We start from the raw sequence: 14936 nt of genomic DNA, 5'->3' as shown, positions 1-14936 counted from the left end.
GAGGAATACCTGATGCCCAATCGTCTCCCCGTTACTGTGCTGTCCGGATTCCTCGGCGCCGGTAAAAGCACGCTGCTCAACTACGTCCTGCGCAACCGCGAAAACCTGCGGGTGGCGGTGATCGTCAACGACATGAGCGAAATCAACATTGATGGCAGTGAGGTCCAGCGCGACGTCACCCTCAATCGCTCCGAAGAAAAACTGGTGGAGATGAGCAACGGCTGCATCTGCTGCACCTTGCGCGAAGACTTGCTGGAGGAAGTCGGAAAGCTCGCCAAGGAAGGTCGGTTCGATTACCTGCTGATTGAATCCACCGGTATCTCCGAGCCGTTGCCGGTGGCGGAAACCTTTACCTTTCGCGATGAAGAAGGCCAGAGCCTGGCGGATATCGCTCGGCTCGACACCATGGTCACCGTGGTCGACGGCATGAACTTTTTGCTCGACTACCAGGCTGCCGAAAGCCTGGCGTCGCGGGGCGAAACCCTGGGTGAAGAAGACGAGCGCTCGATCACCGACCTGCTGATCGAGCAGATTGAATTCGCCGACGTGATCCTCATCAGCAAGATCGACCTGATCAGCAGCCGCGAGCGCGAGGAGTTGATGGCGATCCTGGAGCGGCTGAATGCTCAGGCGGAAATCATCCCGATGGTCATGGGCGAAGTGCCGCTGGCGAAGATTCTCAACACCGGTCGTTTCGACTTCGAACGCGCGTCCCAGGCGCCGGGCTGGTTGCAGGAACTGCGGGGCGAGCACGTGCCGGAAACCGAGGAATACGGCATCGCCTCCACCGCGTATCGCGCCCGGCGCCCGTTCCATCCACAGCGCTTTTTCGACTTTATCGACCGGCCTTGGGTGAATGGAAAACTGCTGCGCTCCAAGGGTTTTTTCTGGCTGGCCAGCAAACACCAGGACGCCGGCAGTTGGTCCCAGGCCGGCGGCCTGATGCGCCATGGTTTCGCCGGACGCTGGTGGCGTTTTGTGCCGAAAACCCAGTGGCCGCAGGACGAGGAAGGTGTCGCCGCGATCATGAACAATTGGCAGCCGAGTACCGGCGATTGCCGCCAGGAACTGGTGTTTATCGGCCAGAACATCGACTTCGCGCAGATGACCGCCGAACTGGATGCCTGCCTGCTCACCGATGATGAAATGGCCGCAGGCGTCGAAGGCTGGCGCTTGTTGGCTGATCCCTTTGGCCCTTGGTTCGAAGAGGCTGCCTGATGCTGGCACCGACCCTGAAACTGCGCCCGGTGATTCGCCAGACCCACGGTGAAACCCCGGCCGTGCTCACCGATATCCTTGAAGACGGCGTTAACCTGGCGGTGTGGCAGCGTCAGTTGCCGCTGCACATCGCCGAGTTCGGCGCGTTGCTGGTGGCGCTCAATGAGCCGTTGGCCGAGTCGCTGGTGGTTGAGTTGAACAGCGAAGACGCCGAGCCGAACCTGCAGGACTTCGCGTCAGGTAGCCGCGACCTTGAAGGTTACGAAGGCTTTATCGCCGATGTGTCGTGGCTGGTCAGCGCCTTTGCCTGTTTACTGGGCGCCAAGCGCATTGGCGTGCGCCTGCGGCTGCTGGACAAGGCGATGTGCCCGCGTTTTCACGTGGACCATGTGCCGGTGCGGCTGATCACCACTTACGCCGGCATCGGCAGCCAGTGGTTGCGTGAAGGCGTGATGGAGCGGCGGCACCTGAGCCAGGCGAGCGCGGAGCCGGAAGCGCGCATTGAGCAAATCCACTGCGGTGAAGTGGCGTTGCTCAAGGGCGAAAAATGGCACGGCAACGAAGGCTTTGGCCTGATCCACCGCTCGCCGCAACTGCAAGCGAATGAGCGACGGTTGATCCTGACGCTGGATTGGTTGGCGTAACCGGGTAGGATCAAACCTCTCTACACGGTCTGAATGATGTCCACCATGCTGCAGAACATTCCTACCCACGTGATTGCTGGGCCTCTGGGCGCCGGCAAGACCAGCCTGATCAAGCACCTGCTGGCCCAGCGCCCGGCCAACGAGCGCTGGGCGGTGTTGATCAACGAGTTCGGGCAGATTGGCCTGGATGCCGCGTTGCTGACCCGCGATGACGACGGTATCGCCCTCGGGGAAGTGGCGGGTGGCTGCCTGTGTTGCGTCAACGGTGCGCCGTTCCAGGTAGGACTGGGCCGTTTGTTGCGTAAGGCCAAGCCCGACCGGCTGTTTATAGAGCCGTCCGGGTTGGGGCATCCGGCTCAACTGCTTAAGCAATTGCGGGAAGCGCCCTGGCAGCAGGTGCTGGCGGTGCAGCCGTGCGTGCTGGTACTGGATGCCCAGGCGTTGGCGGCGGGCAAGCCATTACCTGATGCCCAACGTGAAGCATTGGCCAGCGCCGGGCTGTTGGTATTGAACAAGAATGAAGCCCTGAGTGATGCGCAGCGCCTGGTGATTCAAGGGCAATTGCCTGACCGGCCGATCTATTGGACTCAGCAGGCGCAACTATCCCTGGCGCAATTGCCGGGTTTGAGCGCTCAAGCCGCAGCGGCTGTGGATAACTTCGAGGTGCCCAAAGGCGTGGGGCAAATGCCGGCCATCTGGACGGATCCGTCGGCGCCGATTTGTCTGAGTCAGGGCCAGGAGGGTGGCTGGAGTATTGGTTGGCGCTGGCATCCGAGCCAGCAATTCGACCGGCAGCGCTTGCAGCAATGGCTGGAGTCGCTGGATTGGCGGCGGGCAAAACTGGTTATCCACAGCCTCGACGGTTGGATGTCGGCCAACGCTGTGGATAACGCCGTGTTGGCCTGGCTGCCCAGTGAATGGCGCCGGGATTCGCGTATCGAATTGATCTTCAGTGAAGCGCAGGACGTTGCGCAATTACAGGACGGGTTAGCCGATTGCCGTCAGTGACGGGTCTTGCTGCTGCCATGCTCCTGGCGCCACTGGCTTAGCTCGATGATCTCGGCGCTGGGCAGTGGCGTCTTGATTTCGAACGGGTAGGGCGCCAGCTCGATTTGCGCGCTATGGGCGCCGAACTGGGTGATGGTCCCCGGGTGCCGCGTTTCGCCGGTCACGGTGAATTCGAAGTTGTAGATCCGTGCCAGGCGCCGCCGACCGCTGGCATCCTTCACAAAACCGATACGCTTCAACGCCACGGCGCCATCGAGCAGCTCGATGTCGAGCTTGGCGCAATGCTGCTTGACCCGCTCTAGCGCCCGCTCGCGCAGGCCGTGGTTGTGCCACAGCCAGGCAGCACCGGTCGCCAGCAGCATCAGCACGAAGATATTTCCGAGGGTCAGCATTCGATGAACTCCAACAAAGTGTGGCCAGCTTAACTGCGTCTCCGGTCTGTCGTACAGGCCGCGTTTAGTCGCATACTGCGCAGCCAGAAATTCAACCGCTTTACGGAAATCCCCTGCATGAAACGTACGCCCCATCTGCTTGCGATCCAGTCTCATGTGGTCTTTGGCCACGCCGGAAACAGCGCCGCCGTGTTCCCCATGCAACGGATCGGGGTGAACGTGTGGCCGCTCAATACCGTGCAGTTCTCCAACCACACTCAGTATGGTCAGTGGGCGGGAGAAGTGTTGGCGCCGCAGCAAATTCCTGCGCTGGTGGAAGGCATCGCGGCGATTGGCGAGCTGGGCAACTGTGATGCAGTGCTGTCGGGCTACCTGGGCAGTGCGGCCCAGGGGCGGGCCATCCTTACCGGCGTGGCGCGAATCAAGGCGATCAACCCCAAGGTTTTGTACCTGTGCGACCCGGTGATGGGCCATCCGGAGAAAGGCTGCATCGTGCCCCAGGAGGTCAGCGACTTCCTGCTGGACGAAGCGGCGGCGATGGCCGACTTCCTGTGCCCCAACCAGTTGGAGCTGGACAGCTTTGCCGGGCGCAAGCCGCAGTCGCTGTTCGATTGCCTGGGCATGGCCCGTGCGTTGCTGGCCCGTGGGCCGAAAGCGGTGTTGGTCAAGCACCTGGATTATCCCGGCAAGCTGCCGGATGGTTTCGAGATGCTGCTGGTGACGGCCGAAGGCAGCTGGCACCTGCGCCGGCCGTTGCTGGCGTTCCCGCGTCAGCCGGTGGGCGTGGGTGACCTGACGTCGGGCCTGTTCCTGGCGCGGGTGTTGTTGGGCGACAGCCTGGTGGCGGCCTTTGAGTTCACCGCTGCAGCGGTGCACGAAGTGCTGCTGGAAACCCAGGCGTGCGCCAGCTATGAGCTGGAACTGGTGCGCGCCCAGGACCGGATTGCCCATCCGCGGGTTCGCTTCGAGGCAACCCCGATAGGGCTTTAAGGCCCGTCGGCCTTGATTTCCTGATAGCGCTTTTCCAGCTCCTGGCGAATCTGCCGACGTTGCTGGGCCTGTACAAACCGGCGCTTGTCTTCGCTGTTGTGTGGTTGCAGCGGTGGCACGGCGGCCGGTTTGCGCTGGTCATCCACCGCGACCATGGTGAAGAAGCAGCTATTGGTATGGCGCACCGAACGCTCGCGGATGTTTTCGGTGACCACTTTGATCCCCACTTCCATCGACGTGTTGCCGGTGTAGTTGACCGAAGCCAGGAAGGTCACCAGCTCACCGACATGGATCGGCTCGCGAAAAATCACCTGGTCCACCGACAACGTCACCACATAGCGGCCGGCGTAACGGCTGGCGCAGGCATAGGCCACTTCGTCGAGGTATTTGAGCAGCGTGCCGCCGTGCACATTGCCTGAAAAGTTGGCCATGTCAGGGGTCATCAATACGGTCATCGACAGCTGGGCGTTTCCGGGTTCCATAGCACACTCACGGGTTGTAGGCATTGGGTGGGGAGGCACCTCTGCGGGTGCTGGAATCTTTGCAGAGCCATTCATAACGGGACGCTGGGGCCCGGCTTGCCGTCACGCCCGGGGCGATCTGTTTCCATATATTGCACCGGCTTTCTGTCGCAAGTCGCGGTGTTACCCTTCAAAAGCCCGCCTCAAGGGCAATTCTTACGATCAAGGCAGACTTTTCTTTCCGTTCATTGCGACCTTTCGGGGTGAATGCGTGGAAATGGGAAAAGCGCCAGTACCCTCAAGGAGCCCCTCGCCATGCACGCCATCAGCTTTATCCAGGACCTGGCCGTGATCATGCTGGTGGCCGGGGTGGTGACGATCCTGTTCCATCGGCTCAAGCAGCCGGTGGTGTTGGGGTATATCGTCGCCGGCTTCATTATCGGCCCACACACACCGCCTTTTGGCCTGATCCACGACGAAGACACCATCAAGACCCTGGCCGAGCTTGGGGTGATCTTCCTGATGTTCTGCCTGGGCCTGGAGTTCAGCCTGCGCAAGCTGTTCAAGGTCGGTGCCACGGCGTTTATCGCGGCGTTCCTCGAGATCATCCTGATGATCTGGATCGGCTACGAAATCGGCCGCTGGTTCGACTGGAACACCATGGACTCACTGTTCCTGGGCGCGATCCTGGCGATTTCCTCCACCACCATCATCGTCAAGGCCCTCAATGACCTGAAGATGAAAAACCAGCGCTTTGCCCAGCTGATTTTTGGCGTGCTGATCGTTGAAGACATTCTGGGCATTGGCATCATCGCCCTGCTGTCGAGCATCGCCGTCAGTGGCACGGTCAGCTCCGGCGAGGTGTTCTCCACCGTCGGCAAGCTCTCGTTGTTCATGATTGTCGCGCTGGTGATCGGGATCTTGCTGGTGCCACGCCTGCTGGAGTACGTGGCCAAATTCGAAAGCAACGAGATGCTGTTGATCACCGTGCTGGGCCTGTGTTTCGGCTTCTGCCTGCTGGTGGTCAAGCTGGAATACAGCATGGTGCTGGGGGCATTTTTGATCGGCGCGATCATGGCCGAATCCCGGCAATTGTTGAATATTGAGCGCCTGATCGAACCTGTTCGCGACATGTTCAGCGCGATCTTCTTTGTTGCTATTGGCTTGATGATCGACCCGCAGATCCTCCTGCAATACGCCTGGCCGATCGCGGTGATTACCGTGGCCGTGGTGCTGGGCAAGATGTTGTCATGCGGGCTGGGGGCGTTTATCGCGGGTAACGATGGCCGCACCTCGCTGCGGGTGGGGATGGGCCTTTCACAGATTGGCGAATTTTCATTCATCATCGCCGCGCTGGGGATGACGTTGCAGGTCACCAGCGATTTCCTGTATCCGGTGGCGGTGGCGGTGTCTGCGATCACCACGCTGCTTACCCCGTATCTGATTCGTGGCGCTGACCCGCTGTCGCTGAAGATAGCGGCTGTGATGCCTAAGCGCATGAGCCGGGTGTTCGGGATGTATGGCGAGTGGCTGCGCAGCATTCAGCCCCAGGGCGAGGGTGCGATGCTGGCGTCGATGATCCGCAAGATCATTTTGCAGGTGGGTGTGAATCTGGCGCTGGTGGTGGCGATCTTTTTTGCCGGCAGCTTTTTTGCGGCGCGCATTGGCGGTTATCTGGAAGGCTGGATCAGCGATCCGAGCTGGCAGAAAGCATTGATCTGGGGTGGCGCGCTGCTGCTGTCGCTGCCGTTCTTGATTGCGGCGTACCGCAAGCTCAAGGCGCTCTCGATGCTGCTGGCGGAGATGAGCGTGAAGCCGGAAATGGCGGGGCGCCACACTCAGCGCGTGCGCCGGGTGATCGCCGAAGTGATCCCGATTCTTTCGCTGCTGGTGATTTTCCTGCTATTGGCAGCCTTGTCGGCCAGTATCCTGCCGACCAACAAGTTGCTGGTGCTGATCGCCGTGGTAGCGGCCGCCGTGGCCGCCGTGCTCTGGCGCTGGTTCATCCGCGTGCATACGCGGATGCAGGTCGCCTTGCTGGAGACCCTGGATAACCATAAGGACACATTGTAGGAGCGAGCTTGCTCGCGAAAAGCCTGAGAGCGCCGCGTCCCTCAGGAGGGCAGCGTTATCGTTGACGATTTTCGCGAGCAAGCTCGCTCCTACAGGGTGGTGCAGGGTTTCAGCTTTCCAGCCAGACGTCCCGCGCCCAGTGCCACACCGATTCCCAGGTTTCTTCGGTGACGAGTTCTTCTTCGCCGGACCACAGCACCACGGTGCCGTCTTCTTCGACGCAGTAGTAGTCGTCGCCGTCCTGGCAGATTGGGATCAATTCGCGCGGTACACCCAGATCCCAGGCGGTCGAGGCCACGTCAGGCAGGTAGGTGTGTGAGCCCGGGTCGGTCACTGTCACCGGCTCAAGGCTGCCATAGACCACATCGCTGACGGTCAGCAGAAACTCTTTGAAGACGAATGGAATATTGATGAAGAGTTCTTCTTCAATCTCCACCAGTTGGTCTTCGTCAGGCAGCTCCAGAGGAACCGGTACCGGTTCGTTGGCTTCACGCAATTGTTCGATAACTTCTTCCACGGCCGGGATCCTCTTGCTAGATGGCGCGGTTTATAGGGGCGTTTTATACAGTAGCTCGCTATAAGTGCAACCGTGAAATAGAAAACCCCGGACAAGTCCGGGGTTTTTGTTACAGCGCACTCAAAGCGTGCAGGGGTCAGCCGTTCTGGCGGATACCGGCGACCAGCCAAGGCTGGTTTTCGCCCTGTGGACGTTCCATGTTCCAGCTTTCGCTGAACACTTCGCCCTGGTCGAACCGCGAGGTCTTCGATACGCCGCTGAAGGTCAGGGTGGCGATGGTCTTGTCGGCGCGGTCATCCACACCTTCAAGCTGCACTTTCAGGTCTTCGATGTAGGTCGACTGGAAGCCGTCGCCCAAGTCAGCCCGTTCGCGCTTGAGGAACTCCAGCAATTGCGGGGTCACGAACTCGGCGATCTTGTCCATTTCGTTGGCGTCCCAGTGTTGCTGCAGCGCCTGGAAGTGGCCACGAGCGGCTTCGACGAAACGCTCTTCGTTGAACCAGGCTGGCGCATTGATCACCGGACGAGCGGCAGGTGCGGCCGAACCCCCAAAGATCGAACCCATGGCAGCAGGCTTCTGTTCGAACACTTCACGCTGCATCGGCGCGCCGGCTGGAGCCATGTGCTCCTGCTGCTTGCGACGACGGGCGGCGATAAAGCGGAAGATCAGGAAGGCGATGACCGCCATGATCAGGATGTCGAAGATCTGCATGCCCTGGAAGCCGCCGCCCATGAACATGGAGGCGAGCAGGCCACCGGCCGCGATACCGGCCAGAGGGCCCAACCAGCGCGAAGCACCGCCAGCCTTGGCAGCAGCGCCTGCGGCACCGGCAGCACCCGCGGTCGCAGCTGCGCCGCCCATGCCGCCGCCGGCAGGGGCCATTTGGCTGGTCTGGTGGCTCGGCGCCGAACCCATGGATTTGCCGCCACCGAAGCGCTTGGCGTTGGCGTCGAGGCTCATCGTCAGGCCGATGCACAACGCCATGGCGATGCTAAGAAAACGTTTCATAAAGGGAATTCCCATTTGTGGATTGCACGCGCGCCATGTTGCACAGGTGTGTTGGCAGTGGCCAGCGGCATAATGTTTCGGGCTTTTGCGTAGGGCCAATACCGAATCGTCTGTAGGACTTAGTACAGATATTGGCCCCACCGTTGCCAAATACAAGGGCGGGCCAACATCCTTCATGTTCTGCAGTTGTTTCAGATTGCTTCGAGCTTGGCGTAACCCATCATCAGCCACTTGCTGCCTTCGGCGAAGTTCACCTGCACCCGAGCCTGGGCACCGGAGCCTTCGAAGTTGAGGATCACGCCTTCGCCGAAGACCGCATGCTTGACGTGCTGGCCAAGGCTGAACGGCGTCTCGGGAATTTCAGAACCGGCAAACATGCTGCTGGAGTTCTGCTGCTGGCCGCCGCCGAACGGGCGACTGACGCTGTTGGACAGGCGCACTTCCTGAATCAGCCCTTTCGGCACTTCACGTACGAAGCGCGACACCTTGTTGTAGGTCTCACTGCCGTACAGGCGCCGGGTTTCGGCGTAGGTCATCACCAGGTTCTGCATCGCCCGGGTGATGCCCACATAGGCCAGGCGGCGTTCCTCTTCCAGGCGGCCGGGCTCTTCCAGGCTCATCTTGTGGGGGAACAGGCCTTCTTCCATGCCCACCAGGAACACGTACGGGAACTCCAGGCCCTTGGCGCTGTGCAAGGTCATCAACTGGATGCTGTCTTCATGCTCGTCAGCCTGGGTGTCGCCCGCTTCCAGCGAAGCGTGGCCGAGGAATGCCGCCAGTGGCGTCAGGTCTTCGTCCTCTTCGTTGTTTTCGAACGCGCGGGCGGCGCTGACCAGTTCCTCAAGGTTTTCTACCCGGGCCTGGCCTTTCTCGCCTTTTTCCGCTTCGTGGTAGGCGATCAGGCCGGACTGCTCGATCACGGTCTGGGTCATCAGGTGCAGGGGCATGTCCATGCACTTGGCGGCCAGGTTCTCGATCAGCTCGACAAACACGCTCAAGGCACCGGCAGCACGGCCCGTCAGGCCCTTGTTGGCGATCAGCAGGCGCATGGCTTCCCACATCGACACATCGCTGTGGCGGGCATGGTCGCGAATCGCCTCGACGGTCTTCTCGCCGATGCCGCGGGCCGGGATATTGATCACCCGCTCCAGCGCCGCATCGTTGCCGCGACCTTCGAGCAAGCGCAGGTAGGCCATGGCGTTCTTGATTTCAGCACGTTCGAAGAAGCGCTGGCCGCCATAGATACGGTACGGAATGCGCTCGCGCAGCAAGGCCTCTTCCAGCACCCGCGATTGGGCGTTGGAACGATAAAGAATCGCGATATCGCTGCGGGCCAGGCCGGTTTTCAGGGCGCTTTCGATGGTTTCCACCACGTAGCGCGCTTCATCGTGTTCGTTGAAGGCGGCGTACAGGTTGATTGCCTCGCCTTCGCCGCCGTCGGTCCACAACTCTTTGCCCAGGCGCCCGGTGTTGTTGGCGATCAAGGCGTTGGCGGCCTTGAGAATCCCGGCCGTGGAGCGGTAGTTCTGCTCCAGGCGAATGGTTTCGGCGTCCGGGAAGTCGTCGCTGTACTGGTAGATGTTCTCGATTTTCGCGCCGCGCCAGCCGTAGATCGACTGATCGTCGTCGCCCACCACCATCAGGCTGTCGCCGCCTTTGGCCAGCAGGCGCAACCAGGCGTACTGCACGGCGTTGGTGTCCTGGAACTCGTCCACCAGGATGTGGCGGAAGCGCTTCTGGTAGTGCGCCAGCAGGCCCGGGTTGTCGCGCCACAGGTCGAGGGCGCGCAACAGCAATTCGGAGAAGTCGATCACTCCGGCGCGTTGGCAGGCCACTTCGTAGGCTTCATAAATGCTGCGCATGGTGGCCAGGAACAGATCGCCGCTGGCCTGGATATGTTGCGGACGCAGGCCTTCATCTTTCTGGCCATTGATAAACCACTGGGCCTGACGGACCGGCCAGCGTTGTTCATCCAGGCCCAGCTCACGGATCACCCGCTTGACCAGGCGTTGCTGGTCGTCGCTGTCGAGAATCTGGAAGGTCTGGCTCAGGCCGGCTTCCTGCCAATGGGCCCGCAGCAGGCGGTGCGCCAGGCCGTGGAAGGTGCCCACCCACATGCCGGCCGGGCTGATGCCCATCAACTGCTCGATGCGATGACGCATCTCGGCAGCGGCCTTGTTGGTGAAGGTCACCGACAGGATGGAGTGAGGTGAGGCGTTCTCGACCTGGATCAACCAGGCGATACGGTGCACCAGCACTCGGGTTTTACCGGAGCCAGCACCGGCCAGGACCAACTGACGGCCAACGGGGGCAGCTACGGCCTGGCGTTGGGCATCGTTGAGGGAGTTCAGCAAAAGGGAGAGATCATCGCGCATCGGCGCATTCTAGGGTGCCCGGGGGAGTCGGGCAAATCCCAATGCCGGATGGTCGCGGGAAAACTTCAGGGCCTGCACTGGATAAGGCAACAATCTATTCACGGTGATGACCGGTCGGTCATTGGCCGCAGCCCGCGCCCTGTCTCACTCAAGCTGTCTGGCTCCAAGGTTTGCGCCTGATTGTCGCGCTGTTTTTATGACGTGGAGCAGTTTGGCCCGAGCGTTTGCTTGTGTATGCTCCGTCGACGTTTCGGGCTCACCATTATAAGAACACTGCCTATGACCCTTAGCATTGACCTGGCTGGCCCCTCGGTGGCGCCGGCGCAGGTTATCCGCAAACACTACGCCATGGAGATGGCGGTCGAGCGCACGCGCCTGCTTTACCAAGGCTCCCTGCTGCCTACCTTATTAATGCTGGTGAACGGACTGGTCTGCGCCTGGTTACTCTGGAGCCCGCAGCGTTACCTGCTGGACAGCATTTGGCTGGTGTGGCTGGTGGCGTTGGTGGCCCTGCGGGTGATTCAGGTGGCGGCGTTCGATTCGGCCATGCCGAGCCGCCAGGCGCAGCCGATCTGGCGCCGCATGTTCATGCTGGGTTCGGCCGTCAGCGGCCTGACGCTGGCCAGTGCTGCCATCGCCCTGGTACCGGTGGACAGCTTTGCGCAGCAGGCCTGGGTGTTCGGCTTGCTCGGCGCGGCGACCTTGTCCGCCAGTGTGGCTTACGCCGTCAGCCTGCCAGCATTCCTGTCGTTTGCCGTGCCTTGCCTGGTGCCGGCGATTATCTATCTGTTCTGGAGCGGTGACCCTCAGCAACAAGGCTGGGGTTGCCTGGGCCTGATTCTGCTGGCATCCCTGAGCCTGGTGGCGTGGCAGGTCAATCGCCTGATCCAGCGCGGGCTGCTCAGGCGCTTCCAGAACCAGGCGTTGATCGAGCATCTGCAGCAAGCGCAGCAGCGCAGCGAGCAGTTGAACCAGGAGTTGGTGCGTGAAGTGGAGCAACGACGCCAGGTCGAGCAGGAGCTGCGTGAGGCGCAGATCGGCCTGCAGCAGCGCGTCGATCAGCGTAGCCAGGAACTGGATGCCGCCAGCCTGGCCTTGAGCAAAAGCGAGGCACGCCTGGCGATGGCGTTGCAGGCCAGCGAACTGGGTCTGTGGGACTGGAACCTGCAAACCGACGAGGTCCACCACACCCAACTCAAGGAACTGTTCGGCCTGGAGCCGGAATACGTCACGGCGATGCTCAGCCATCTCAAGCCGCGGCTGCACCCGGACGATTTGCCGCTGCTCAAGCGTGCGCTGGTGGAACACCTCAAAGGCCGCAGCGAGGACTACCTGGTGGAATACCGGGTGCGCCATGGCGATGGCCATTGGGTGTGGATTCAGGACCGTGGCCGCGCCGTGGAGCGCTCGCCCAGTGGGCGCGTCACGCGGATGCTCGGCACTCGCCGCGACATCAGCGCCGGCAAGGTCCTGGAAGAACAGCAGCGCCTGGCGTCGACGGTGTTCGAGGCGGCCAGCGAAGGCATCGTGATCCTGAACCCGGACTACGTGCTGGTGGCGGTCAACCAAGCGTTCAGCCGCGTCACCGGCTTCGATATTGATGACATGATCGGCCGCAATGTCGTTGAACTGCCCAGCAGCCGCGACGCACGGCGTCACTTCCCGGTGATCCGCCAGGCGCTGCTCAGCCACGGCACCTGGCAGGGCGAGCTGGTGGAAACCCGCAAGAACGGCGAACTCTACCCACAATGGCTGCAACTCAATGTAGTGCGGGATATTCGGGGAAATGTCAGTCATATCGTCGGTTTCTTCGCTGATCTGTCTGCGCGGCGCGAATCCGAGGAGCGCATGCGCTACCTCACGCATTACGACGAATTGACCGGGTTGGCCAACCGTTCGCTGTTCCGCGAGCGGCTGCGCGAAGCCCATCAACGGGTGCGCCAAGGCGGCCGCAGCCTGGCCTTGCTGCATATCAACCTGGACCGGTTCAAGCTGCTCAACGACAGCCTCGGGCATGAAGTGGCCGACCAGTTATTGCAGAAAATGGCCCGCCGCTTGATCAATGCCTTGCCCGAAGCCGACACCATTGCGCGGCTCTCTGGTGATGAATTCGCCGTGTTGTTCGATGCGTACGGCAACCTGTCGAGCCTGGCGCGGGTGGCCACGCGGCTGCTGGCCAAGTTGCGGGTGCCGGTGACGGTGGAGGGGCATGAACTGGTGGTCAGCGCCTCAATGGGCGTCAGCCTGTTGCCCGACAATGCGCGGGAAATATCCGCGCTGGTCAGTCAGTCGAACATGGCCATGCAGCACGCCAAGCATTTGGGCGGGAATAATTTCCAGTTCTACACCGACAGCTTGCAAGCCAGCACTCTGGAGCGTTTGCAGCTGGAAAACCAGCTACGCAAGGCGATTGATGAGCGCCAGCTTACGGTGTTCTACCAACCCAAGCTGTGCCTGGCCACTGGCAAGCTGAATGCCGCCGAGGCCTTGATTCGCTGGGAGCATCCGCAGTGGGGCATGGTGCCGCCGGGGGATTTTATCGGGCTGGCCGAAGAAACCGGATTGATCGTACCGCTTGGGGAGTTCGTATTGCGTCAGGCCTGCTGGCAGGCCTGTGAGTGGCAGCGCCAGGGGCTTGAACCGATCCGTGTGTCGGTCAACCTGTCGGTGCACCAGTTGCGTCAAGGGAAGCTGGTCAGCCTGGTGCGCCAGGTGCTGGAAGAAACCGGGCTTGATCCGCAGTACCTGGAGCTGGAGCTGACCGAAAGCCAACTGCTCGACAGTGTCGAGCACATCATTTCCACCTTCCAGCAACTGCGTGACTTGGGTGTGAAACTGGCGATTGATGATTTCGGCACCGGCTACTCATCCCTCAGTTACCTCAAGCGCATCCCTGTGGATTACGTGAAGATCGACCAGACCTTCATCCGCGGTCTCGGGCAGGGCCGCGAAGATGCCTCGATCACCCGTGCAATCATCGCCATGGCCCACGGGCTTTCGCTCAAGGTGGTAGCCGAGGGCGTGGAAGATCAACAGCAGCTGGATTTCCTGCGGGCCGAGCAATGCGATGAAGTGCAGGGCTATTTGATCAGTCGGCCGGTGGAAGCGGACGGCCTGGCGGATTTGTTACGAAAAAATGCCGATTTTCCGTAGTTGAGTCCAAGCCGCACGCGGGGCTACATCGGTCCTGCCCGCTGTTTCAGCGGGCAGCAGCGTGATTAAGTGATGCATCGAGCGGGCAAATCGGTAATTCTTGTAGTATAACTACAAGCTTGCTACATCCCTGGCGTCTGCCAATAACAAAGAGTCCAGCCCTTTGAACCTGTTGCAACATATCGCCCAGTCGCGCCACCTGTTACGCAAATCGGAACTCAAGGTTGCCGATCACGTGCTGCTTGACCCTGCGGCTGTGATGCACAGTTCCATGGCCGACCTGGCCCACAGCGTGGGCATCAGCGAGCCGACCATCGTGCGCTTCTGCCGCGCCATTGGTTGCTCCGGGTTTCAGGACTTGAAGCTCAAGCTGGCCCAGAGCCTCGCCGCCGGTGCGAGCTTCGGGCAGTTCGCGATTCACGAAGACGACTCCGTCGCCGACTACAGCCTGAAAATCTTCGACACCACCCTGCATACCCTGATGGAAGTGCGGGAAAAGCTCGACCCGGTAGAGTTGCAAAAAGCCGTGACCGCCATGTCCCAGGCCCAGCGCGTGGAGTTCTATGGTTTCGGCGCGTCCGGTGCGGTGGCGGCGGATGCCCAGCACAAGTTCTTCCGTTTGCTGCTGACGGCAGCGGCCTACAGCGACCCCCACATGCAGGCGATGTCGGCGGTGACGTTGAAGCCTAGCGACGTGGCGATCTGCATTTCCCAGTCGGGCCGCTCCAAGGATTTGCTGATCACCGCCAACCTGGTGCGTGAAAGCGGCGCGACCCTGATTACCCTGTGCCCGAGCCAGACGCCATTGGCGGAGCTGTCGACCGTCAACCTGGCGATCGATGTGCACGAGGACACCGAAATCTACACACCGCTGACCTCGCGTATCGCCCACCTGGTGGTGATCGACGTGCTGGCGATGGGCGTGGCCATGGCGCGCGGCCCGAGCCTGGTCAACCACCTCAAGAGCGTAAAGCGCAGCTTGCGCAGTCTGCGGTTGTCACCCAAGTCCGTAAAAGCCCTCGACGACTGATAGTTTGTACGCGGACCAATTGTGGGAGCGGGCTTGCTCGCGAATGCGGAGTGTCAGTCACTGAAT

Annotated in this window: 12 protein-coding genes; 7 read left to right on the top strand and 5 right to left on the bottom strand. The window is 61.1% G+C overall.

Translation table 11 applies throughout. The features are described from left to right. Positions 1-12 precede the first annotated feature (12 nt). The 3 genes from zigA to NVB75_RS19740 are packed head-to-tail and all read left to right on the top strand — an operon-like array spanning position 13 to position 2870. On the top strand, positions 13-1218 hold the full coding sequence (gene zigA, locus NVB75_RS19750) for a zinc metallochaperone GTPase ZigA (RefSeq protein WP_258342911.1): 1206 nt from the start codon (positions 13-15) through the stop codon (positions 1216-1218). After that, on the top strand, positions 1218-1862 hold the full coding sequence (locus NVB75_RS19745; protein WP_093203522.1) for a DUF1826 domain-containing protein: 645 nt from the start codon (positions 1218-1220) through the stop codon (positions 1860-1862). The genes zigA and NVB75_RS19745 overlap by 1 nt, the downstream gene beginning before the upstream one ends. A gap of 45 nt (positions 1863-1907) precedes the next feature. Then, positions 1908-2870, top strand: a complete 963-nt coding sequence (locus tag NVB75_RS19740) for a GTP-binding protein (protein WP_258348679.1) — start codon at positions 1908-1910, stop codon at positions 2868-2870. Here NVB75_RS19740 and NVB75_RS19735 read toward each other — a convergent pair. Continuing rightward, positions 2864-3262 carry a DUF3301 domain-containing protein gene (locus NVB75_RS19735; RefSeq protein WP_017476780.1) on the bottom strand — a complete coding sequence of 133 codons (399 nt, stop codon included), beginning with the start codon at positions 3260-3262 and terminating at the stop codon, positions 2864-2866. The two genes, NVB75_RS19740 and NVB75_RS19735, sit on opposite strands and share 7 nt — an antisense overlap. Before the next feature lie 117 nt (positions 3263-3379). Between NVB75_RS19735 and pdxY the strand changes: the two genes are divergently transcribed. Continuing rightward, on the top strand, positions 3380-4252 hold the full coding sequence (gene pdxY, locus NVB75_RS19730; protein ID WP_258342910.1) for a pyridoxal kinase PdxY: 873 nt from the start codon (positions 3380-3382) through the stop codon (positions 4250-4252). Here the strand turns inward: pdxY and NVB75_RS19725 are convergent. Then, complete coding sequence (locus tag NVB75_RS19725; protein ID WP_076013223.1) at positions 4249-4734, bottom strand: acyl-CoA thioesterase; 486 nt, start codon at positions 4732-4734, stop codon at positions 4249-4251. The two genes, pdxY and NVB75_RS19725, sit on opposite strands and share 4 nt — an antisense overlap. A 294-nt stretch (positions 4735-5028) precedes the next feature. On the opposite strand from NVB75_RS19725, the gene NVB75_RS19720 reads away from it, so the two are divergent. Then, positions 5029-6786: a cation:proton antiporter gene (locus NVB75_RS19720; RefSeq protein ID WP_258342908.1), complete on the top strand. Its 1758-nt coding sequence runs from the start codon at positions 5029-5031 to the stop codon at positions 6784-6786. Between the two features lie 109 nt (positions 6787-6895). On the opposite strand, the gene NVB75_RS19715 is transcribed toward NVB75_RS19720, so the two are convergent. The 3 genes from NVB75_RS19715 to uvrD all read right to left on the bottom strand — a co-directional run bounded on the left by NVB75_RS19715 (position 6896) and on the right by uvrD (position 10687). After that, positions 6896-7303 carry an SMI1/KNR4 family protein gene (locus NVB75_RS19715; RefSeq protein WP_088421990.1) on the bottom strand — a complete coding sequence of 136 codons (408 nt, stop codon included), beginning with the start codon at positions 7301-7303 and terminating at the stop codon, positions 6896-6898. Between the two features lie 136 nt (positions 7304-7439). Next, on the bottom strand, positions 7440-8312 hold the full coding sequence (locus NVB75_RS19710) for a Tim44 domain-containing protein (RefSeq protein ID WP_258342905.1): 873 nt from the start codon (positions 8310-8312) through the stop codon (positions 7440-7442). A gap of 191 nt (positions 8313-8503) precedes the next feature. Next, positions 8504-10687, bottom strand: coding sequence for a DNA helicase II (gene uvrD / locus NVB75_RS19705; protein WP_258342904.1), 2184 nt, complete (start codon positions 10685-10687; stop codon positions 8504-8506). 279 nt (positions 10688-10966) lie between these two features. Here uvrD and NVB75_RS19700 point away from each other — a divergent pair, with 279 nt between their 5' ends. Beyond that, positions 10967-13840, top strand: coding sequence for an EAL domain-containing protein (locus tag NVB75_RS19700; protein ID WP_258342903.1), 2874 nt, complete (start codon positions 10967-10969; stop codon positions 13838-13840). Between the two features lie 163 nt (positions 13841-14003). Then, the gene (hexR, locus tag NVB75_RS19695) at positions 14004-14870 is read left to right on the top strand and encodes a transcriptional regulator HexR (protein ID WP_003213447.1); all 867 of its coding nucleotides are present in this window, start codon (positions 14004-14006) and stop codon (positions 14868-14870) included. Positions 14871-14936: the final 66 nt, after the last annotated feature.

It is taken from the genome of Pseudomonas sp. CBS, from assembly GCF_024734645.1.
Taxonomy (GTDB): Bacteria; Pseudomonadota; Gammaproteobacteria; order Pseudomonadales; family Pseudomonadaceae; genus Aquipseudomonas.
Note: the sequence above shows the minus strand (reverse complement) of the source record. Positions and strands in the feature narration are given on the sequence as shown.

Coding starts and splice junctions, on each gene's coding strand:
- zigA (WP_258342911.1), top strand. CDS start 13: ATGCCCAATCGTCTCCCCGTTACTGTGCTGTCCGGATTCCTCGGCGCC.
- NVB75_RS19745 (WP_093203522.1), top strand. CDS start 1,218: ATGCTGGCACCGACCCTGAAACTGCGCCCGGTGATTCGCCAGACCCAC.
- NVB75_RS19740 (WP_258348679.1), top strand. CDS start 1,908: ATGCTGCAGAACATTCCTACCCACGTGATTGCTGGGCCTCTGGGCGCC.
- NVB75_RS19735 (WP_017476780.1), bottom strand. CDS start 3,262: ATGCTGACCCTCGGAAATATCTTCGTGCTGATGCTGCTGGCGACCGGT.
- pdxY (WP_258342910.1), top strand. CDS start 3,380: ATGAAACGTACGCCCCATCTGCTTGCGATCCAGTCTCATGTGGTCTTT.
- NVB75_RS19725 (WP_076013223.1), bottom strand. CDS start 4,734: ATGGAACCCGGAAACGCCCAGCTGTCGATGACCGTATTGATGACCCCT.
- NVB75_RS19720 (WP_258342908.1), top strand. CDS start 5,029: ATGCACGCCATCAGCTTTATCCAGGACCTGGCCGTGATCATGCTGGTG.
- NVB75_RS19710 (WP_258342905.1), bottom strand. CDS start 8,312: ATGAAACGTTTTCTTAGCATCGCCATGGCGTTGTGCATCGGCCTGACG.
- uvrD (WP_258342904.1), bottom strand. CDS start 10,687: ATGCGCGATGATCTCTCCCTTTTGCTGAACTCCCTCAACGATGCCCAA.
- NVB75_RS19700 (WP_258342903.1), top strand. CDS start 10,967: ATGACCCTTAGCATTGACCTGGCTGGCCCCTCGGTGGCGCCGGCGCAG.